Consider the following 16,859-nt stretch of genomic DNA (forward strand, 5'->3'; position numbering starts at 1 on the left):
ATAATCTAATATGTTTTCAGAAGAAGAAATACAGAAAATAAGAAATCAATTTCCAATTTTAAAAAAAAAGATTTATTCAAATCCTTTGGTTTATATAGATAACGCAGCAACTACTCAAAAACCTATACAAGTTATTCAAGCTACCCAAAATTATTATTCTATGATGAATGCTAATGTTCATCGTGGATTACATTATCTTAGTCAAGAAGCTACAATTCAAGTGGAAAATACAAGAAAAAAAATTCAGAAATTTATTCATGCAAAATATTCTTCAGAAATTGTTTTTACAAAAGGAACTACCGAATCCATTAACTTAGTAGCTTCTAGTATTAGTTCTTTGATCAGAAAAGGAGATGAAATTATTATTTCGTGGACTGAACATCATTCAAATATTGTTCCTTGGCAAATTCTTTGTGAAAAAAAAGGTGCTATTTTAAAAATAATTCCTATTTATAAAAACGGTTTTTTGAAATTAAGGGATTTTGAATTTATGATTTCAAAGAAAACAAAAATAGTATCTATTAGTCATATTTCTAATGTTCTCGGAATAATTAATCCTATAAAATATATTATTGACAAATCTCATGAATATGACGCATGGGTTCTTATTGATGGAGCTCAAGTCCCTTCTAATTTATATTTGAATATGCAAGATTTAAATGCAGATTTTTATGTTTTTTCTGCGCATAAAATGTATGGTCCGACTGGAGTTGGAGTATTATATGGAAAAAAAGAAATATTGGAAACTCTTCCTCCTTATCAATTTGGAGGAGAAATGATTAACAGTGTCAGTTTTGAAAAAACAACTTATTCAGATTTGCCTTTTAAATTCGAGGCAGGGACTCCAAATATAGAAGGAATTGTTGTATGGGGATCTGCTATAGATTTTGTAGAAAAAATCGGTTTATCAAATATACAATCTTACAAAGAAAAACTTTTATCATATGCAATTCAATGTTTAAGTTCTATAGATGGAATTCAATTGTATGGAGAAGTCAAAGATTTTTCTCAAAAATCTAGTATTATTTCTTTCAATTTAAATCAATTACATTGTTTTGATGTTGGCAGTGTTTTAGATCGTTTAGGAGTTTCTGTTCGTACTGGACATTTGTGTGCACAACCCTTAATGAATTTTTTTAAAACATCAGGGATGATTCGTGCTAGTTTTTCTGTGTACAATACTTTCAAAGAAATAGATTATTTCTTTGAAAGTATTTTAAAAGCAAAAAAATTATTATTAAAGTATTAAAATTTTTATGACTTACGCTATTGTAAATATACAAGGAAAACAATTCAAACTTTTTGAAAATAAATATGTTTATGTTCCTCATATTACTTCTGTAAATTTGGGAGACACAATATTGTTAACCCAAGTTTTTATGTTTTTTAACAAAGGAATTCTTTTTTTAGGAAATCCTTTTTTAGAAAACATAAGCGTTCAAGTAGAAATATTGCAACATATAAAAGGTAAAAAGATTGTTATTTTCAAAAAGAAAAGAAGAAAAGGATATCAAGTCAGAAATGGATTTAGACCTATTTATTCAAAAATAAAAGTAATTTCTTTTAAAGAAAAAAACAGTAATTAAAAATGGCTCATAAAAAAGGTTCAGGAAGTTCTAGAAATGGAAGAGATTCAATAGGAAGAAGATTAGGAGTTAAAATATATGGTAGTCAGTATGTCAATTCTGGAAATATAATAGTTCGTCAGCGTGGTACTAAACATCATCCTGGAAGAAATGTAGGAATAGGAAAAGATCATACTTTATATGCTACAAAAAGTGGATATGTTCATTTCAAGAAAACAAAAAAAATAGATCGGTTGTTTCTGTTATATCTAGAAAAAAAAAATAAGACTGGGTAGTTCAATTAGGATAGAACAACAGTTTCCTAAACTGTAAGTTGTGGGTTCGAATCCCTCCCCGGTTGCAAAAAAATGGTCCCAGCTGGATTTGAACCAGCGACTCCCTGATTATGAGTCAGGTGCTCTAACCAACTGAGCTATGGGACCAGTCTATGACTGTTGCAAGTTTACAACATTATTTTTCCTATTACAAATTTTTTGTAAGTTTTTTTCATATCATTTGTGATTTTCATAAAAATTTATTCAATTCATGAAAGAAATGAACTTTATTAGAAATGAAAAATTATCTTCAATGTTTTCTATAGAAATAGCAGAAATTCTTAATGAGGAAATTAGAAATAAGAGAAATAAAAATAACGAAAAATTTTTGGTTACTTTGATTAAAGTATGTATAAACACTGATATGAATTTCATGAAAGTATATATCAGTATTTATCCTTCTTTCAATAAAAAAATTTTAGAGTTTATACGTTCTAAATCTGGATTTTATAGGAAATTACTTTCTCAAAGACTTAGATATCGTGTAAAAAAAATACCGAAATTAGATTTTTGTGCTTTAATAAAAGATTAAATTTTTGAAAACAGAATTTTATATAGCTATACGCTATTTTTTTTCTAAAAAGAAAACTAACATTGTAAATATTATTGTTTTCTTGTCTGTTTTATCTCTTAATATTTCTACATTTTCTCTATCTATAATTTTGTTTGTTTTTTCCGGATTAGAAAATTTGAATAAAAAATTTTATCAAATTCATTATCCGGATATTCTCATTTCTTCTTCTAATGAAGGGGATTTGTTTATTTATGATGAAAACATAAATAACAAGATAAAATCTATAAAAGAAATTGTAGCTTTTTCTAAAACTATGGAGAAAAAAATTTTTTTACATTATAACAATCAAGAATATTTTCTTTCTTTAAAAGGAGTGGATACAGAATATGAAAAAGTTATGAATCAATTCAAAAAGATAGATTTAACAAACATTTCCTATCCTGATTATTTAAATGTATATGTAGGCTTGTCTTTTATAAGATTTTATAATCCAATGATATTTAGAAATCAGATAAGTGTACCTGATCAAATTCTATTTTTCTCTTATAAATATAAAAAAGATAAGAACACTTTGATTCCATTTTTTATGAAAAAAAAAATTTCTATCAAAGGTGTATTTCAATTTAGTCAAAAAATGGATATGGCATATTTATTTTGCAATTTATATGAAATTCAGAATATAATAAAAAAAAAGGGAATTCAAACATTGGAAATAAAAATTCATAAAAAAGCTAATATTCATAAAGTAAAAAAAATTCTTATGAAAAAATTTGGATCTAAATTTAATATAATAACACGAATAGAAAAAGAAAAAGCTTTTTATAAAGTTATAAATACAGAAAAAATATTTGTCTATTTTTTATTTAGTTTAATAACATTTATTACTGGATTCAATTTATTTAGTGCTATTTTTATTTTACAATTAGATAAAATCAAAGAACTTTTTACATTATGGTGCATTGGTTTTTCTTTATGCAGAATCAAAACTATTTTTTTGTATATTGGTTTATTGATTACTGTTTTTGGATGTTTCAGTGGATTGTGTCTGTCCTATCTAATGTCTTTTATACAAGAAAAATATCATATTGTTAAAGTGATAAGAAAAATACCTTTTCCTATAAAAATAACAATAATAGATTCTTGTATAGTTACAAGTATTATTTTTGGAATAGGAATTGTCCTATCTTTTTTTTCTTCAAAAAGAATCAATAGCCTGATTTCAGGTTATTATTATAAATAATATGTTTTTAAAGCTTCTGATGCTTCTACATTAAAAAAGATTTCTTTTGCTTCTTTTTCAAATGCTTTAATATTAGTAAATCGATTTGAATAATGGCCTAATAATAATTTTTTGACTTTAGCTTTTTTGGCTATATAAGCAGCTTGATTGGCTGTAGAATGTCCTGTATTAATAGCTCTGTTTTCTTCTGTTTTTAAAAAAGTAGACTCATGATATAATAAATCTACATATTTTATATGTTCAATTATAGGAAGATAAAAAGAAGTATCCGAACAAAAAGCGTAAGACAATATTTTAGGAGGATCAAACGTTAATTTTTCATTTGGTATGATTCTTCCTTCATTTGTTTTAAAATCTTTTCCTAGTTTAAGGTTTTTGTAATCTACGATTTTTATATCAGGAATTTTTAGAATTTCTTCCATGTTTAATTTTCTATCGCTAGGTTTTTCTTTAAATAGAAATCCATTTGCATAAATTCTATGTTTTAATGGAATAGAAAAAACTTCTATTTTTTCATTTTCCAGTATTTTTTCCAATTTGTTAGATGATAATTCTATATGATAAATACAGTACTTCAGTCTAGTATAAGACCATTTAAAATGGATATCTATAATCTCTTTTAATCCTTTTGGAGCGTAAATACTGACAGATTTCTCTCTTCCTAATAAATGAAATGTAGATAATAATCCAATCAACCCAAAAAAATGGTCTCCATGTAAATGAGATATAAATATATGTATTATTTTGTTGAACTTGATTTTTGCTTTTCTTAATTGAACTTGTGTACCTTCTCCACAATCAATTAGAAAGGAAAATCCTTTCATTTCCAATATTTGAGCAGTGGGATGAAATTTATTTGTTGGTATAGAAGAGTGGCACCCCAAAATAGTTAATGAAGGTTTTTTCATTATTAAAAATTTCTATTGTTCAGAAATTGAATTAATTTTTTGAAAGCTTTGATTCTATGGCTGATTTTATTTTTTTTATCAATATTTATTTCAGATAAAGTATGTTTATAGTGATTTGGAATAAATATGGGATCATAACCAAATCCTTGATTTACAATAATTTTTCTAGAAATTTTTCCAGATAATTTTCCTTTAAAAAAATAAGTATCTTTTTCATTTATTTTTAAACAAAAAACGGAAAACAATTCTGCTTTTCTGGAAGTATCTTTTATCATATTTGATAATAATTTTTTCATATTATCCATACTATTTTTTGTTTTAGAATATCTTGAGGAATAAATTCCAGGTTTTCCATTTAAATATTCTACTTTCAATCCAGAATCTTCAGAAAAACAAGGAAGATGTGTTTTTTGAAAAAAAAATTCAGATTTTAATAAAGCATTTTCTTTAAAAGAATTTCCAGATTCAGGAATCGAATCTCGAAAATCAATATCTTTCAAAGATAAAAGATTGAATTTTTGATATTGATTAGATTGAAAAAAAATTCTTATCTCTTGTTCTTTAAAAACATTATTTGTAACAAAAAAAATTTTGTTCATATTTTTCTTCTTTTTTTTAAGAGAAAAATACAACCTGCAACTATTATAGTGAAAATAATCGTTAAAATTAACCAAAAATTTATATCTATTTCCTGTGAAAGAATTTCTTCGTTTTTCATAAAGAAAAACATACTAAATACGGCAAAGGCATTATTAAAAACATGTAATAATATACAATCTATAATAGAAGACGTTACAAAATAAATAAACCCTATAAAACTTCCAATAAAAAGACCTCCTACAAATTGCCATGGGTTCATATGAGTCAAACCAAACAAAAATGAAGAAAATAAAATAGCTTTTATTGGATGTATTTTATTTTTTAACATCCCATTCAAAATAATTCCTCGAAAAAGAACTTCTTCACATATAGGAGCCAATAATACTGTAGTGGAAAAAAAGGGAATTGGATTTTTAACTTCTTTTTTTAAAAATTCTTCAATTTCTTTATACATATTGCCTAATATAGGGCCTTCTCTCGGTACTAATGAAGAAATGTATTCGTTTAGAATAATCATACAAAACATCATACAAAAAATAATAAGATAAATATACCATGATGAAAATTTCATAGATAGGTCTATAATGAGATTTTTTTTTTGGGCTTGATGAGAAATGAAAATAAATAAAAATATGAAAGGAAGGGTATATGATATTGAAAATATCATACTATCAGGTAAATTGAGAGAAATTAATAATTTTCTAAAAATTACATTGAAAAAATTTAAAGCAGTAAATGCAACTATTAATAAAATAGACTCTATGTAATTTATTTTAAAATAATTCTTCATAATCAAAAAGTTCATCTTATCTTATTCTGTTTTCAGAAAAAAAAATTGAAAATACAATTTTTATTCAGACGTCAAAAATTCACAAAATCGTTTAATTTAGCATTAGTTTTATTGTTTGATAATTTTTATCATCTTTCTTTTATGCTATTGAAAGATAAAATTAAAATAAATATAGAACTCTTTTAATAAAAATTAATAAATTATTATGTCGTTATTTGATATTAAATCTATATTTCATAGTTATGAATCTTTTAAAGATAAAAGCATTAATCCATCCAAGATCTTTAGATATTGTAATTTATTGGAAATCATTGAAAAATATAAAAACACATGTTCTATTACTCCGATAGGACTGTCTGTAGAAAAAAGAAAAATTTTCAAAATAGAATGGGGAATAGGAAAAATAAAAGTATTTATTTGGTCTCAAATGCATGGAAATGAAACTACAGGAACAAAATCTATGTTTGATATTCTTTATTTTTTTTCAAAACAGAAAGATCACGACTTAGTTCAATTTTTTATCAAAAATTTAACTATTTTATATATTCCAATGTTGAATCCTGATGGATCTGAGATATTTCAAAGAAGAAATGCTATAAATATTGATTTAAATCGAGATGCTATTCGTTTACAATCTCCAGAAATACAAGTCCTTTTTCAGGAAATTCACAAACATAAACCTCATATTTTATTTAATTTACATGATCAAAGAAGTATTTATAATGTTGGAAATAAATATTTTAATCCTGCGATTTTATCTTTTTTATCACCTTCTGTTTCTGTAGAAAAAAATATTGATTTGATTCAAAGAAAAAAATCTATGGGAATTATACATTTTATTACAAAAGAAATTCAAAAAATATTACCTCATGTTGGATCAGTAGGAAGATTCTCTGATGATTTTTATCCTACAGCAACTGGAGATAACTTGCAAAAGTTAGGTTATCCTTGTATCCTTTTAGAAGCAGGAAATTATCCTAAAGATAGTCAAAAAGAGAAAATTAGAAAATATAATACTTTATCTATTCTTGCAGGATTTTATTTTATTTCTTCTCAAAAAGAAAATCTTGAAAAAGATTATAAATTTTATTTTTCCATTCCAGAAAACAAAAATGTTTTATTAGATAAAATATATAGAAAGGTTCAAATACAAAAAGGAGACGATAAATTTATAATAGATATAGGACTAATGAGTTTTGAAGAATTTGATGTTGATCGAAAAAATCTCTCCTTTATTTCTAAAATTGTTGATATAGGAGATTTATCAAATTTTTTTGCTTATGAAGAATTTATTGTTCCAGGTTTCCTTTTTCATGGAAAAAATGGAAAAAGATATCCAACAATTGGAGATGTGGAATCTTTCCAGATTTTTTAATTTTATTTTTTAAAATTAGAAACTGATAATTTTTTTCTTCCTTTTTTTCTTCTTCTAGATATAATTATGCGACCTGCTTTCGTGTTCATTCGTTTCATAAATCCGTGAACATTAACTTTTTTTCTATTAGAAGGTTGATAAGTTCTTTTCATATTTTATAAGATTAGAAAAGTCTTTTTTTTATTTTTCAATTTTGATAATAAAAAAATAACAGGATTAAAAGACCAATAATAAAACCTGTAAAAAAAAAAGCAACACGTCTTGAAAAATTCATAAGTATGACAGAATCAACAACGAATAACTTACATAAAATTTTTTATTTTTTCTGAAAAATTGATGTTTTAAATCAACAGAATCTAATATATATATAATATGCTTGAAAAGCAAAAAACTATTGCTGGAAAAATTTCTTTGCAAGGATTCGGTTTATATACTGAAAAAAAAGTGACTATTACTTTTAACCCAGCTCCAGAAGATACAGGATTTATTTTCATCAGAACAGATATACAAGGAAAACCTTGCATAAGGGTACATTTTTCTTTTTTGTTAAAAGATACAATAGATCAAGGTATCATTTTAGAAAAAAATGGATTGAAAATTTATACAATTGAACATCTTCTAGCTGCTCTTTACGGAATGGATTTAGATAATGTTATTCTAGAATTAGATAATATAGAAATTCCTATTATGGATGGTTCTTCTAAATTTTTTGTAGAAGCAATTGAAAAAGTTGGAATTATAGAACAAAATGCAAGCAGAAAATATTATTCAATAACAGAAATCATCTCTTCTAAAAATAGAAAAACAGGAGCAGAAATTATTGCTTTACCTGATAAAAAATTTGAAATAATAACCATGATAGATTTTGAATCCAAATTTCTGAATACACAAAATGCAGTTTTAAAAAATATAGGTCAATTTAAACAAAAAATAGCTGGTTCAAAAACTTTTTGTATTCTTAGAGAAAGAAGAACTATAAGAGAAAATTCCTTTTTTCCTTTTCCTTATTATCAAGAATCTAATGAAATAGCTAAACATCTCATTTTAGACATTATAGGGTTTTTAACTTTAACAGGAACTAAATTAAAAGGAAAATTAATTTTTTATAAGCCAAATAATTATATTATTATGCAATTTTTAAAAGAGTTGATTAAGAAAATTAAAAAACATGATATTCCTAAATTTGATTTAGCAAGAAAACCCATCTTGGATATAAAAAAAATCATGAAAATTTTGCCACACAAACCTCCATTTCTTATGGTAGATAAAATCATAGACTTAACGGAAAATAGTGTAACGGGAATCAAAAATGTGACTATGAATGAATCGTTTTTTATCGGTCATTTTCCAAATGAACCAATAATGCCTGGAGTTTTGCAGGTAGAAGCTATAGCACAAGTAGGTGGAATTCTTGTACTAAATAAATTAAACAATCCTGAATTATATTCTACTTATTTTTTAAAAATAGATAAAGTGAGATTTAAACATAAAATAGTACCTGGAGATATTATTATTTTTAAAGTGGATTTATTAGAGTCTATGAAAAGAGGAATAGTTCATATGCAAGGAAAAGGTTACGTTAATAATAAACTCGTAGTAGAAGCAGAAGTTATGGCTAAAATAGTTAAAAACCATGAAAAATCTTGAGAAAAGTTTTAATTAAAAAAAAATGAATAAATGAATATTAGAAAAGGATTACATATACAATGGAACAAAGAAGTGTATAAAATAATTGATTTTCTTCATGTAAAACCAGGAAAAGGATATGCTTTTGTAAGAACTAAATTAAAAAATCTGGTAACAGGTCATGTTTTAGAAAATAATTTTTCAGCAAAACATAAACTTAAAGAAGTAAAAGTAGAATCTAATTTTTATAGGTATTTATACAAGGAAAAGGATTTTTTTTATTTTATGAATGAAATCAATTGTGATCAAATACAAATAGAAAAAAAGCTTATAAAAAATATAGAATTTTTAAAAGAAGGAATGAAGATTACGATTTTTTTTCATGTTAAAAATGAAAAAGAAAAGATTTTTTTATTTTTAAAAATACCTTCCACTGTTATTTTAAAAGTGAAACACACAGAATTTGTAAAAAAGGGAGATACTATTAACAACACCAATAAAATTGCTGTTTTAGAAACAGGAACTAGATTATTGGTCCCTTCTTTTATAGATATAGGAGAATTTGTTAAGATCAATACGGAACATAGATCTTATATAGAAAGAATTAGAAAGTGAAATTTTGCATAAATTAGAAAAGATTATGAGTATTTTGATAGATAAAAACATTAAAGTTCTTGTACAAGGATTAACAGGAAAAGAGGGTTTGTTTCATACTGAACAAATGATAAATTATGGAACATCTATAGTAGGTGGGGTGACACCAGGAAAAGGAGGAAAGACCTATTTAGGAGTTCCTGTTTTTAATACTGTTGAAGAAGCTGTAAAAAATACTGGAGGAAATGTAAGTGTTATTTTCGTACCTTCTCCTTTTGCTTCAGATGCTATTTTGGAATCTATTTTTGCAAATGTTGAAGTTATCGTTTGCATTACAGAAGGGATTCCTGTCTCAGATATGATTATAATCAAACATTTATTAAAAGAAAAAAAGTCTTGTTTAATTGGTCCAAATTGTCCTGGAATTATTTCTCCAGAAGAATCCAAGGTGGGTATTATGCCTAATTCAGTTTTTAGAAAAAAAGGAAAAATAGGAATAATTTCTAGATCAGGAACTCTTACCTATGAAGCTGCAGATCAAATTGTAAAACTTGGTTATGGAATTTCTACAGCTGTTGGAATAGGAGGAGATTCTGTTATTGGAATGAGTATAAAAGAAATCATGGAACTATTTTTAGAGGATCAAGAAACTGAATGTATTGTTATGATTGGAGAAATAGGAGGAAAACTGGAAATTGAGGCTGCAGAATGGATAAAAAAATTGAATAATCAAAAACCAATAATAAGTTTTATAGCAGGACAAACAGCTCCTAAAGGAAGGACAATGGGACACGCTGGTGCTATTATAGAAAAAAAAATAGAAACAGCACAAGTTAAAATGAATATAATGAAAGAAAGTGGAATACATATAGTTAAATCTCCAGCAAATATAGGAATGACTGTATATGAAGTTCTTCATTAATTTTTTTTCATTTTGTTAAAAACAAATTGTTCAAATAATAATGGAGAAATTTTTAATAATTGGATTAGGAAATCCCGGATATTTATATAAAAAAACAAGACATAATCTTGGATTTTTAATTTTGGATCAAATAGCTAAAAAACATTTTTTTTCTTTCTCAAAGAAAAAACTCGGATTCATTTCAGAGTTTAATTTTGAAAAAAAATTGCTTTTTTTTTTAAAACCTTCTACTTACGTTAATCATAGTGGTTTATCTGTTAAATATTGGATGAAAAAAGAAAAAATTTTATTAAGAAATATTCTTATAATATCTGATGATATTTCTCTGAATTTCGGAAATTTTCGATTAAGAGGAAAAGGTAGAAGTGGAGGACATAATGGATTAAAAAGTGTAGAAAAAGAAATAGGAACATCGCATTACGCACGTCTTCGTTTTGGAATTAAAAATCATTTGGAAAAAAGAATAGACTCTTATGTATTAGAAAATTGGAAAAATGAAGAAATAGATTGTTTATATTCTAAATTAGATGTAGGAATCAAAATAATATTTTCATTTGTAACAAATGGATTGCAAAAAACAATGAATTTGTTCAATGCGAATTCTTAGTTGACCTTGTAGTTTAATAGGATAGAATATAGGATTCCGATTCCTATGGTATGGGTTCGAATCCCTTCAAGGTTATATTATTTATTAACCTAATCAAATTGTCATGATTCATTATATTCGTAATTTTTGTATTATTGCACATATAGATCACGGAAAAAGTACATTAGCAGATCGTTTATTGGAGTTTACAAAAACTGTTTCTGAAAGAAAACGAAATCAGTTATTAGATGATATGGATTTGGAGAGAGAACGTGGAATTACTATAAAAAGTCATGCTGTTCAAATGGAATATAAATACAATGATCAAGTATACATTCTAAATTTAATAGATACTCCTGGTCATGTAGATTTTTCTTATGAAGTATCACGTTCTATTGCAGCATGTGAAGGGGCTTTATTAGTTGTAGATTGTACCAAGAGTATACAAGCTCAAACTATATCTAATCTTTCTTTAGCCTTGAAAAAAAATCTTGTCATTATTCCAGTTTTGAACAAAATTGATTTATTGGATTCAATTTCTGAAGAAGTCATGGAAGAAATAATGGAGTTAGTTCAATGTAAAATGGAAGATATTATTCCTGTTAGTGCTAAAAATGGACTAGGGATTGATAATGTTTTAGAAAAAATTGTTACATGTATTCCTGCTCCAAAAGGAGATCATAAAGCACCTTTACAAGCTCTTATTTTCGATTCTTTATATAATCCATTTACAGGAATAGAAGCTTTTTTTAGAGTAAAAAATGGTTCTATTCGAAAAGGACAAAAATTACGATTTATGTCCACAGGAAAGGTTTATTATGCTTATGAAGTAGGTATATTGAAATTAAAACGTATTTCTAAAAATCAAATTAATACAGGAGATGTTGGATATCTTGTTTCTGGAATAAAGAATACTTTTGAGGTTAAAGTAGGTGATACAATAACGGATGCTCAGAATCCTGCTGTTAAAGCTATAGAAAAATTTGAAGAAATTCAACCTATGGTTTTTGCAAGTATTTATCCAGTTGATTCTGATAAATATGAGGAATTACGTTCTTCTATGGAAAAGTTACATTTAAATGACGCCGCTTTTTCTTTTAGTAGCGAATCATCTCCTGCTTTAGGATTTGGATTTCATTGTGGTTTTTTAGGATTGCTTCATATGGAAGTCATTAAAGATCGTTTAGAACGAGAATATGGTATTTCTGTAATACTTACTATTCCTAATGTTTCTTATAAAGTTCATATGAAAAATAATCAAATTATTTTAGTCAATAATCCTTCAGATTTTCCAGAAATGGAAAAATTTAAAAAAGTAGAAGAACCTTATGTTTCAGTATCTATTATGACTAAAAATGTTTATATAGGAAACATTATTTCTTTGTGTATTGGTAAACGTGGTATAATGATTGAAAATCAGAATTATTTTACGTCTGAAAGAATAAAAATTATATTTGAAATGCCTTTATCTGAAATTGTATTTGATTTTTATGATCAATTGAAAACGATTTCAAGAGGATATGCTTCTTTTGATTATAATTTTATTGGTTATAGAGATTCAGATTTAAGAAAAATTACTGTATTGATTAATTATGAAAAAATAGAATCTTTATCTATTTTAGTTCACAAAACTAAAGCTTTATTTTTTGCAAAAAAAATATGTCAAGAATTAGCTGTATTAATTCCAAAACATCAATTTAGTATTCCTATTCAAGTTTCTGTATCTGGAAAAATTATAGCAAGAGAAACTATTAAAGCTTTAAGAAAGAATGTAACTGAGAAATGTTACGGAGGAGATGTTTCTCGTAAGAAAAAACTCATAGAAAAACAAAGAAAAGGAAAGAAAAAAATGAGAAAAATAGGAAAAGTTGAAATTCCATCATCTGCTTTTATGACTTTTTTGAAAGTTAAAAATTAATTCAAAATTAAAAATTATTTAATATGTCTATTAAAATAGGAATAAATGGTATTGGAAGAATAGGAAAATTAGTTTTATTGTCTGCTTTAAATAGAAAAAATATTGAAGTAGTATCTGTAAATGATTTAATTTCTATAGAATATTTAGCTTATGTATTAAAATATGATTCTGTTCATGGTTCTTTTAAAGGAAATATTCGAATAGAAGATGAAAATTATTTAGTGTTAAATGAAAAACGAATTAAAGTAACCAATCAAAAAGATCCTAATCAACTAAATTGGGGGGATTTAAATGTAAAATACGTTGTTGAATCAACTGGACTTTTTTTAACGAAAGATTTAGCTAGTGCACATTTGAAATCAGGAGCTAAAAAAATTATTTTATCAGCACCTCCTAAAGATGATATTCCTATGTTTGTCATGGGAGTGAATCATAAAAAAATCAAACCAAATCAAAATATTGTATCTAATGCATCCTGTACAACAAATTGTTTATCTCCAATTGTTAAAGTACTAGATGATAATTTTGGAGTATTAGAGGGTTTAATGACCACTATACATGCTTCCACTGCTACTCAAAAAGTAGTTGATTCTGCTTCATATAGAGATTGGAGAGCAGGAAGATCTTCATTAATTAATATTATTCCTGCGTCTACGGGTGCGGCAAATGCAGTGGGAAAAATTATACCAAGTTTACATGGAAAACTAACTGGAATGGCTTTTAGAGTTCCTGTAGCAGATGTGTCGGTGTTGGATTTTACAGTTTGTTTGAAACATAGAACCAATTATGATAAAGTTAAACATTGTATGAAGACAGCTTCTGAAACTATGTTGAAAGGGATATTAGGATATACAGATGAAGCTGTTGTTTCATCAGATTTTATAGGAGACCATAGAATTTCCATTTTTGATGCTAATTCTAGTATTATGTTGAGTCCAAATTTTTTAAAAATAGTTTCGTGGTATGATAATGAAGTTGGTTATTCTACAAAATTAGTAGATCTTATTGATTATATGTCTTCTACTATTCCTATTTAGGAATATTCAAGTAGATTCATGGAATGTATTTTAAAAATGAAAATTTTTTTTTATACTTATCAACTTGAAAAATAAAATTTTTTATTCCATTGCTTATCATTAAAAAAGGAGCTTGTATTACACTATTGTATATGGAAATTTGATCAAAGGTTTTTTGTGTTATAGGAATTTTAGGAGCTTTACATTCTATAATTATGTGTGGTTTTTCATTCAATTGAACAAGAATATCTATTCTTTTATTTAGTTTATTGATTAGTAAAGGATGTTCAACCCATATATTCGAATCATTATAATTTTTTATTGTTTTTAACAAAAAAATTATATATTGACGTATTACTTCTTCCTGAGTGAAAGAATAGAATTTTTTTCTGATAGCGCAAAATATATAAACTTTATTTTTTATTTGATTTAAGTGTAAATATTTTTTGATAAAAAAATTGAACATAATAAAATATAAAATAAGAAAAAATGTTTTTATGCTAAAAAAAATACAAGATTGTGTTATTATTGGATCCGGTCCTGCTGGTTATTCTGCTGCAATTTATGCATCTAGAGCGGATCTTAATCCTATTCTTTTTGTAGGATTTCAACCAGGCGGACAATTAACCACTACAACAAATATTGATAATTATCTTGGATTTCCTGCTGGGATTGGAGGTATAGATTTTATGGAAAATTGCAAAAAACAAGCAGAACGTTTTAATACTAAAATAATCAACCAATCCGTAACAAACGTATTTTTATCCAATCATAAGGGAGGAATTCATAATATTTTTTTTGAAAAAGAATGTATAGAGAGCAGAGGACTTATTATAGCCACAGGTTCTCGTCCTAAATTTTTAGGAATAGAGAAAGAAAAGAGATTAACAGGACTTGGTGTTTCTTTTTGCGCTACTTGCGATGGATTTTTTCATAAAGGAAAAGATGTAGCCGTTATAGGAGGGGGAGATACGGCTTTAGAAGAGGCTAATTATTTATCAAAAATTTGTAAAAAAGTATATTTGATAGTTAGAAAAAATTATTTAAAAGCATCCAAAATATTACAATTTCATCTTTCAAAAAGAAGTAATGTAAATGTATTATTTTGTTCTCAAATTACAAAAATTATTGGAAATGATTTTTTGGAAGGTGTTCAGATATTTAATCATGAAAAAAAAATGAACACTACTCTTTTAGTAAACGGTTTATTCATTGCAATTGGTCATATTCCTAATACAGAAATTTTTAAAAATAAATTAGATTTGGATGATAGAGGATATGTTATTGTCAAAAAAGGAAGTACAATGACTAATAAACCAGGAGTTTTTGCTGCAGGAGATGTACAAGATCCGAATTATAGGCAAGCTATAACTTCTGCTGGAACTGGATGTATGGCCGCTTTGGATTTAGAAAGATATTTATATCATGAAAAAATGTAATGATCATTTTTTTGATTTTTTAGTTTCTCACGCAAAAAGTTATGGTTTTATTTTTCCTTCTAGTGAAATTTATGGGGGATTAAATGCTGTTTATGATTATGGTCCATACGGAATTGAATTAAAAAATAATATTAAAGAATTTTGGTGGAAGTCAATGACTTTTCTTCATGAAAATATAGTAGGAATCGACTCTTCGATACTGATGCGTTCTGAAATTTGGGATGCCTCAGGACATGTTAATGAATTTAATGAGTTATTAATTGATAATAAGGATTCCAAAAAAAGATATCGTCCTGATATTTTGATTAAAGAACATGTAGAAAAACATTTTTCAAAAAATCTTAGAAAAAAAGAAAATATATTGTTCCGTTTGTCTAAATCTTTAAAAAAAAAAGATTTTTTAGATCTGAAAACTTTAGTTGATGAATTAAATATTCGTGATTCTATCTCTAAAACAAAAAATTGGACAAAAATTCGTCATTTCAATATGATGTTTCAAATAAAAAATGAAAATAAAAAAGATTTATATCTACGTCCAGAGACAGCTCAGGGTATATTTTGCAATTTTAATAATGTAATAAAATCTAATAGAATGAAAATTCCATTTGGAATAGCTCAAATAGGAAAATCATTTAGAAATGAAATTTTTGCAAGAAAATTTATATTTAGAATGCGAGAATTTGAGCAAATGGAAATGCAATTTTTCATTTTTCCTGAAGAAGAAAAAAAATGGTATGAATATTGGAAAGATATCCGTTTTAAATGGCATTTATTTTTGGGAGATCAAAAAAATTATAAATTACGTGATCATGATCATTTGGCTCATTATGCTAGTGCAGGTTCAGATATTGAATACAATTTTCCTTTTGGATTTCAAGAAGTAGAAGGGATTCATTCTCGCAGAGATTTTGACTTAAAAAAACATGAATATTTTTCAAAAAAAAAATTAAGAGTCTTCGAATCAAGAAAAAACTACATTCCTTATGTAATAGAAACATCTCTTGGCTTAGATCGTCTTTTTTTAGCCATATTTACTTCTTCTCTGAAAGAAGAAAAATTAGAGAATGGAAATACACGTATTGTACTAAAACTTCCTCCTTATTTATCTCCTATAAAAGGAGCTATTTTTCCACTCGTTAAAAAAGATGGATTGCCAGAAACTGCAAAAAAAATATTCAATGATTTTAAAATTCATCATAAATTAATTTATGATGAAAAAGAATCTATTGGAAAATTATATAGAAGACAAGATGCCATAGGAACACCTTTGTGTTTTACTGTAGATTATGAAACTATAGAAACAAACACAGTTACTATGAGATATAGAGACAGTATGCAACAAAAAAGAGTCCATATAAAAGATATATGCAGAATCATAAAATATGAAACCGGATTAGAAAAAATTTTAAAAAAATTATCTTAATTCCATAT

General features: G+C 25.8%; 20 protein-coding genes and 3 tRNA genes. 17 read left to right on the plus strand and 6 right to left on the minus strand.

The window, feature by feature from the left end; all coding sequences use genetic code 11:
* The first annotated feature begins 10 nt into the window (after positions 1–10).
* From BLBBGE_RS00125 to BLBBGE_RS00135, 4 genes are all read left to right on the plus strand, one after another.
* Positions 11–1,249: a SufS family cysteine desulfurase gene (locus tag BLBBGE_RS00125; protein WP_012840577.1), complete on the plus strand. Its 1,239-nt coding sequence runs from the start codon at positions 11–13 to the stop codon at positions 1,247–1,249.
* A gap of 7 nt (positions 1,250–1,256) precedes the next feature.
* Positions 1,257–1,586 (plus strand): 50S ribosomal protein L21, encoded by a 330-nt coding sequence (gene rplU, locus BLBBGE_RS00130; protein WP_012840578.1) that lies wholly within the window; start codon positions 1,257–1,259, stop codon positions 1,584–1,586.
* A 2-nt stretch (positions 1,587–1,588) separates the two neighbouring features.
* A complete protein-coding gene (gene rpmA / locus BLBBGE_RS03160; RefSeq protein WP_012840579.1) occupies positions 1,589–1,861 on the plus strand; it encodes a 50S ribosomal protein L27 in 273 nt (90 codons plus the stop codon).
* Positions 1,852–1,926, plus strand: a tRNA-Arg gene (locus tag BLBBGE_RS00135). Before rpmA ends, BLBBGE_RS00135 begins: the two co-directional genes overlap by 10 nt.
* An 8-nt stretch (positions 1,927–1,934) precedes the next feature.
* Here the strand turns inward: BLBBGE_RS00135 and BLBBGE_RS00140 are convergent.
* Positions 1,935–2,008, minus strand: a tRNA-Ile gene (locus tag BLBBGE_RS00140).
* A gap of 103 nt (positions 2,009–2,111) precedes the next feature.
* On the opposite strand from BLBBGE_RS00140, the gene BLBBGE_RS00145 reads away from it, so the two are divergent.
* Together BLBBGE_RS00145 and BLBBGE_RS00150 are read left to right on the plus strand one after the other, a co-directional pair.
* The gene (locus BLBBGE_RS00145; RefSeq protein ID WP_012840580.1) at positions 2,112–2,432 is read left to right on the plus strand and encodes a ribosome-binding factor A; all 321 of its coding nucleotides are present in this window, start codon (positions 2,112–2,114) and stop codon (positions 2,430–2,432) included.
* A 4-nt stretch (positions 2,433–2,436) separates the two neighbouring features.
* Positions 2,437–3,654, plus strand: a complete 1,218-nt coding sequence (locus BLBBGE_RS00150; protein ID WP_012840581.1) for an FtsX-like permease family protein — start codon at positions 2,437–2,439, stop codon at positions 3,652–3,654.
* On the opposite strand, the gene BLBBGE_RS00155 is transcribed toward BLBBGE_RS00150, so the two are convergent.
* The 3 genes from BLBBGE_RS00155 to BLBBGE_RS00165 are packed head-to-tail and all read right to left on the minus strand — an operon-like array spanning position 3,645 to position 5,679.
* Positions 3,645–4,562, minus strand: coding sequence for a ribonuclease Z (locus tag BLBBGE_RS00155; RefSeq protein ID WP_012840582.1), 918 nt, complete (start codon positions 4,560–4,562; stop codon positions 3,645–3,647). The two genes, BLBBGE_RS00150 and BLBBGE_RS00155, sit on opposite strands and share 10 nt — an antisense overlap.
* Before the next feature lie 2 nt (positions 4,563–4,564).
* Positions 4,565–5,161: an RdgB/HAM1 family non-canonical purine NTP pyrophosphatase gene (gene rdgB, locus BLBBGE_RS00160; protein WP_012840583.1), complete on the minus strand. Its 597-nt coding sequence runs from the start codon at positions 5,159–5,161 to the stop codon at positions 4,565–4,567.
* The gene (locus tag BLBBGE_RS00165) at positions 5,158–5,679 is read right to left on the minus strand and encodes a CPBP family intramembrane glutamic endopeptidase (RefSeq protein WP_226989459.1); all 522 of its coding nucleotides are present in this window, start codon (positions 5,677–5,679) and stop codon (positions 5,158–5,160) included. Before BLBBGE_RS00165 ends, rdgB begins: the two co-directional genes overlap by 4 nt.
* 97 nt (positions 5,680–5,776) lie before the next feature.
* Between BLBBGE_RS00165 and BLBBGE_RS03215 the strand changes: the two genes are divergently transcribed.
* Positions 5,777–5,929, plus strand: coding sequence for a hypothetical protein (locus tag BLBBGE_RS03215; protein WP_226989460.1), 153 nt, complete (start codon positions 5,777–5,779; stop codon positions 5,927–5,929).
* Between the two features lie 228 nt (positions 5,930–6,157).
* Positions 6,158–7,327 carry a M14 family zinc carboxypeptidase gene (locus tag BLBBGE_RS00170; protein ID WP_012840585.1) on the plus strand — a complete coding sequence of 390 codons (1,170 nt, stop codon included), beginning with the start codon at positions 6,158–6,160 and terminating at the stop codon, positions 7,325–7,327.
* Between the two features lie 2 nt (positions 7,328–7,329).
* On the opposite strand, the gene rpmH is transcribed toward BLBBGE_RS00170, so the two are convergent.
* Complete coding sequence (gene rpmH / locus BLBBGE_RS00175) at positions 7,330–7,479, minus strand: 50S ribosomal protein L34 (RefSeq protein WP_012840586.1); 150 nt, start codon at positions 7,477–7,479, stop codon at positions 7,330–7,332.
* 220 nt (positions 7,480–7,699) lie between these two features.
* Between rpmH and fabZ the strand changes: the two genes are divergently transcribed.
* The 7 genes from fabZ to gap all read left to right on the plus strand — a co-directional run bounded on the left by fabZ (position 7,700) and on the right by gap (position 14,010).
* On the plus strand, positions 7,700–8,974 hold the full coding sequence (gene fabZ, locus BLBBGE_RS00180) for a 3-hydroxyacyl-ACP dehydratase FabZ (RefSeq protein WP_012840587.1): 1,275 nt from the start codon (positions 7,700–7,702) through the stop codon (positions 8,972–8,974).
* Between the two features lie 30 nt (positions 8,975–9,004).
* On the plus strand, positions 9,005–9,568 hold the full coding sequence (locus tag BLBBGE_RS00185; RefSeq protein WP_012840588.1) for an elongation factor P: 564 nt from the start codon (positions 9,005–9,007) through the stop codon (positions 9,566–9,568).
* A 25-nt stretch (positions 9,569–9,593) separates the two neighbouring features.
* Positions 9,594–10,469 carry a succinate--CoA ligase subunit alpha gene (sucD, locus tag BLBBGE_RS00190; RefSeq protein WP_012840589.1) on the plus strand — a complete coding sequence of 292 codons (876 nt, stop codon included), beginning with the start codon at positions 9,594–9,596 and terminating at the stop codon, positions 10,467–10,469.
* Positions 10,470–10,509: 40 nt separating this feature from the next.
* Complete coding sequence (gene pth / locus BLBBGE_RS00195; protein ID WP_012840590.1) at positions 10,510–11,076, plus strand: aminoacyl-tRNA hydrolase; 567 nt, start codon at positions 10,510–10,512, stop codon at positions 11,074–11,076.
* 2 nt (positions 11,077–11,078) lie between these two features.
* Positions 11,079–11,151 (plus strand) — tRNA-Arg (locus tag BLBBGE_RS00200).
* 31 nt (positions 11,152–11,182) lie between these two features.
* Complete coding sequence (gene lepA, locus BLBBGE_RS00205; RefSeq protein WP_149030183.1) at positions 11,183–12,973, plus strand: translation elongation factor 4; 1,791 nt, start codon at positions 11,183–11,185, stop codon at positions 12,971–12,973.
* Positions 12,974–12,996: 23 nt separating this feature from the next.
* Complete coding sequence (gene gap, locus BLBBGE_RS00210; protein ID WP_012840592.1) at positions 12,997–14,010, plus strand: type I glyceraldehyde-3-phosphate dehydrogenase; 1,014 nt, start codon at positions 12,997–12,999, stop codon at positions 14,008–14,010.
* Positions 14,011–14,026: 16 nt separating this feature from the next.
* Here the strand turns inward: gap and BLBBGE_RS00215 are convergent, their stop codons facing one another.
* The gene (locus BLBBGE_RS00215) at positions 14,027–14,455 is read right to left on the minus strand and encodes a type I restriction enzyme HsdR N-terminal domain-containing protein (protein WP_012840593.1); all 429 of its coding nucleotides are present in this window, start codon (positions 14,453–14,455) and stop codon (positions 14,027–14,029) included.
* Between the two features lie 31 nt (positions 14,456–14,486).
* Between BLBBGE_RS00215 and trxB the strand changes: the two genes are divergently transcribed.
* Together trxB and BLBBGE_RS00225 are read left to right on the plus strand one after the other, a co-directional pair.
* The gene (gene trxB / locus BLBBGE_RS00220; RefSeq protein ID WP_012840594.1) at positions 14,487–15,428 is read left to right on the plus strand and encodes a thioredoxin-disulfide reductase; all 942 of its coding nucleotides are present in this window, start codon (positions 14,487–14,489) and stop codon (positions 15,426–15,428) included.
* On the plus strand, positions 15,415–16,851 hold the full coding sequence (locus BLBBGE_RS00225; RefSeq protein ID WP_012840595.1) for a glycine--tRNA ligase: 1,437 nt from the start codon (positions 15,415–15,417) through the stop codon (positions 16,849–16,851). Before trxB ends, BLBBGE_RS00225 begins: the two co-directional genes overlap by 14 nt.
* Positions 16,852–16,859: the final 8 nt, after the last annotated feature.

Origin of the sequence: Blattabacterium sp. (Blattella germanica) str. Bge (assembly GCF_000022605.2) — a bacterium.
Lineage (GTDB): Bacteria > Bacteroidota > Bacteroidia > Flavobacteriales > Blattabacteriaceae > Blattabacterium.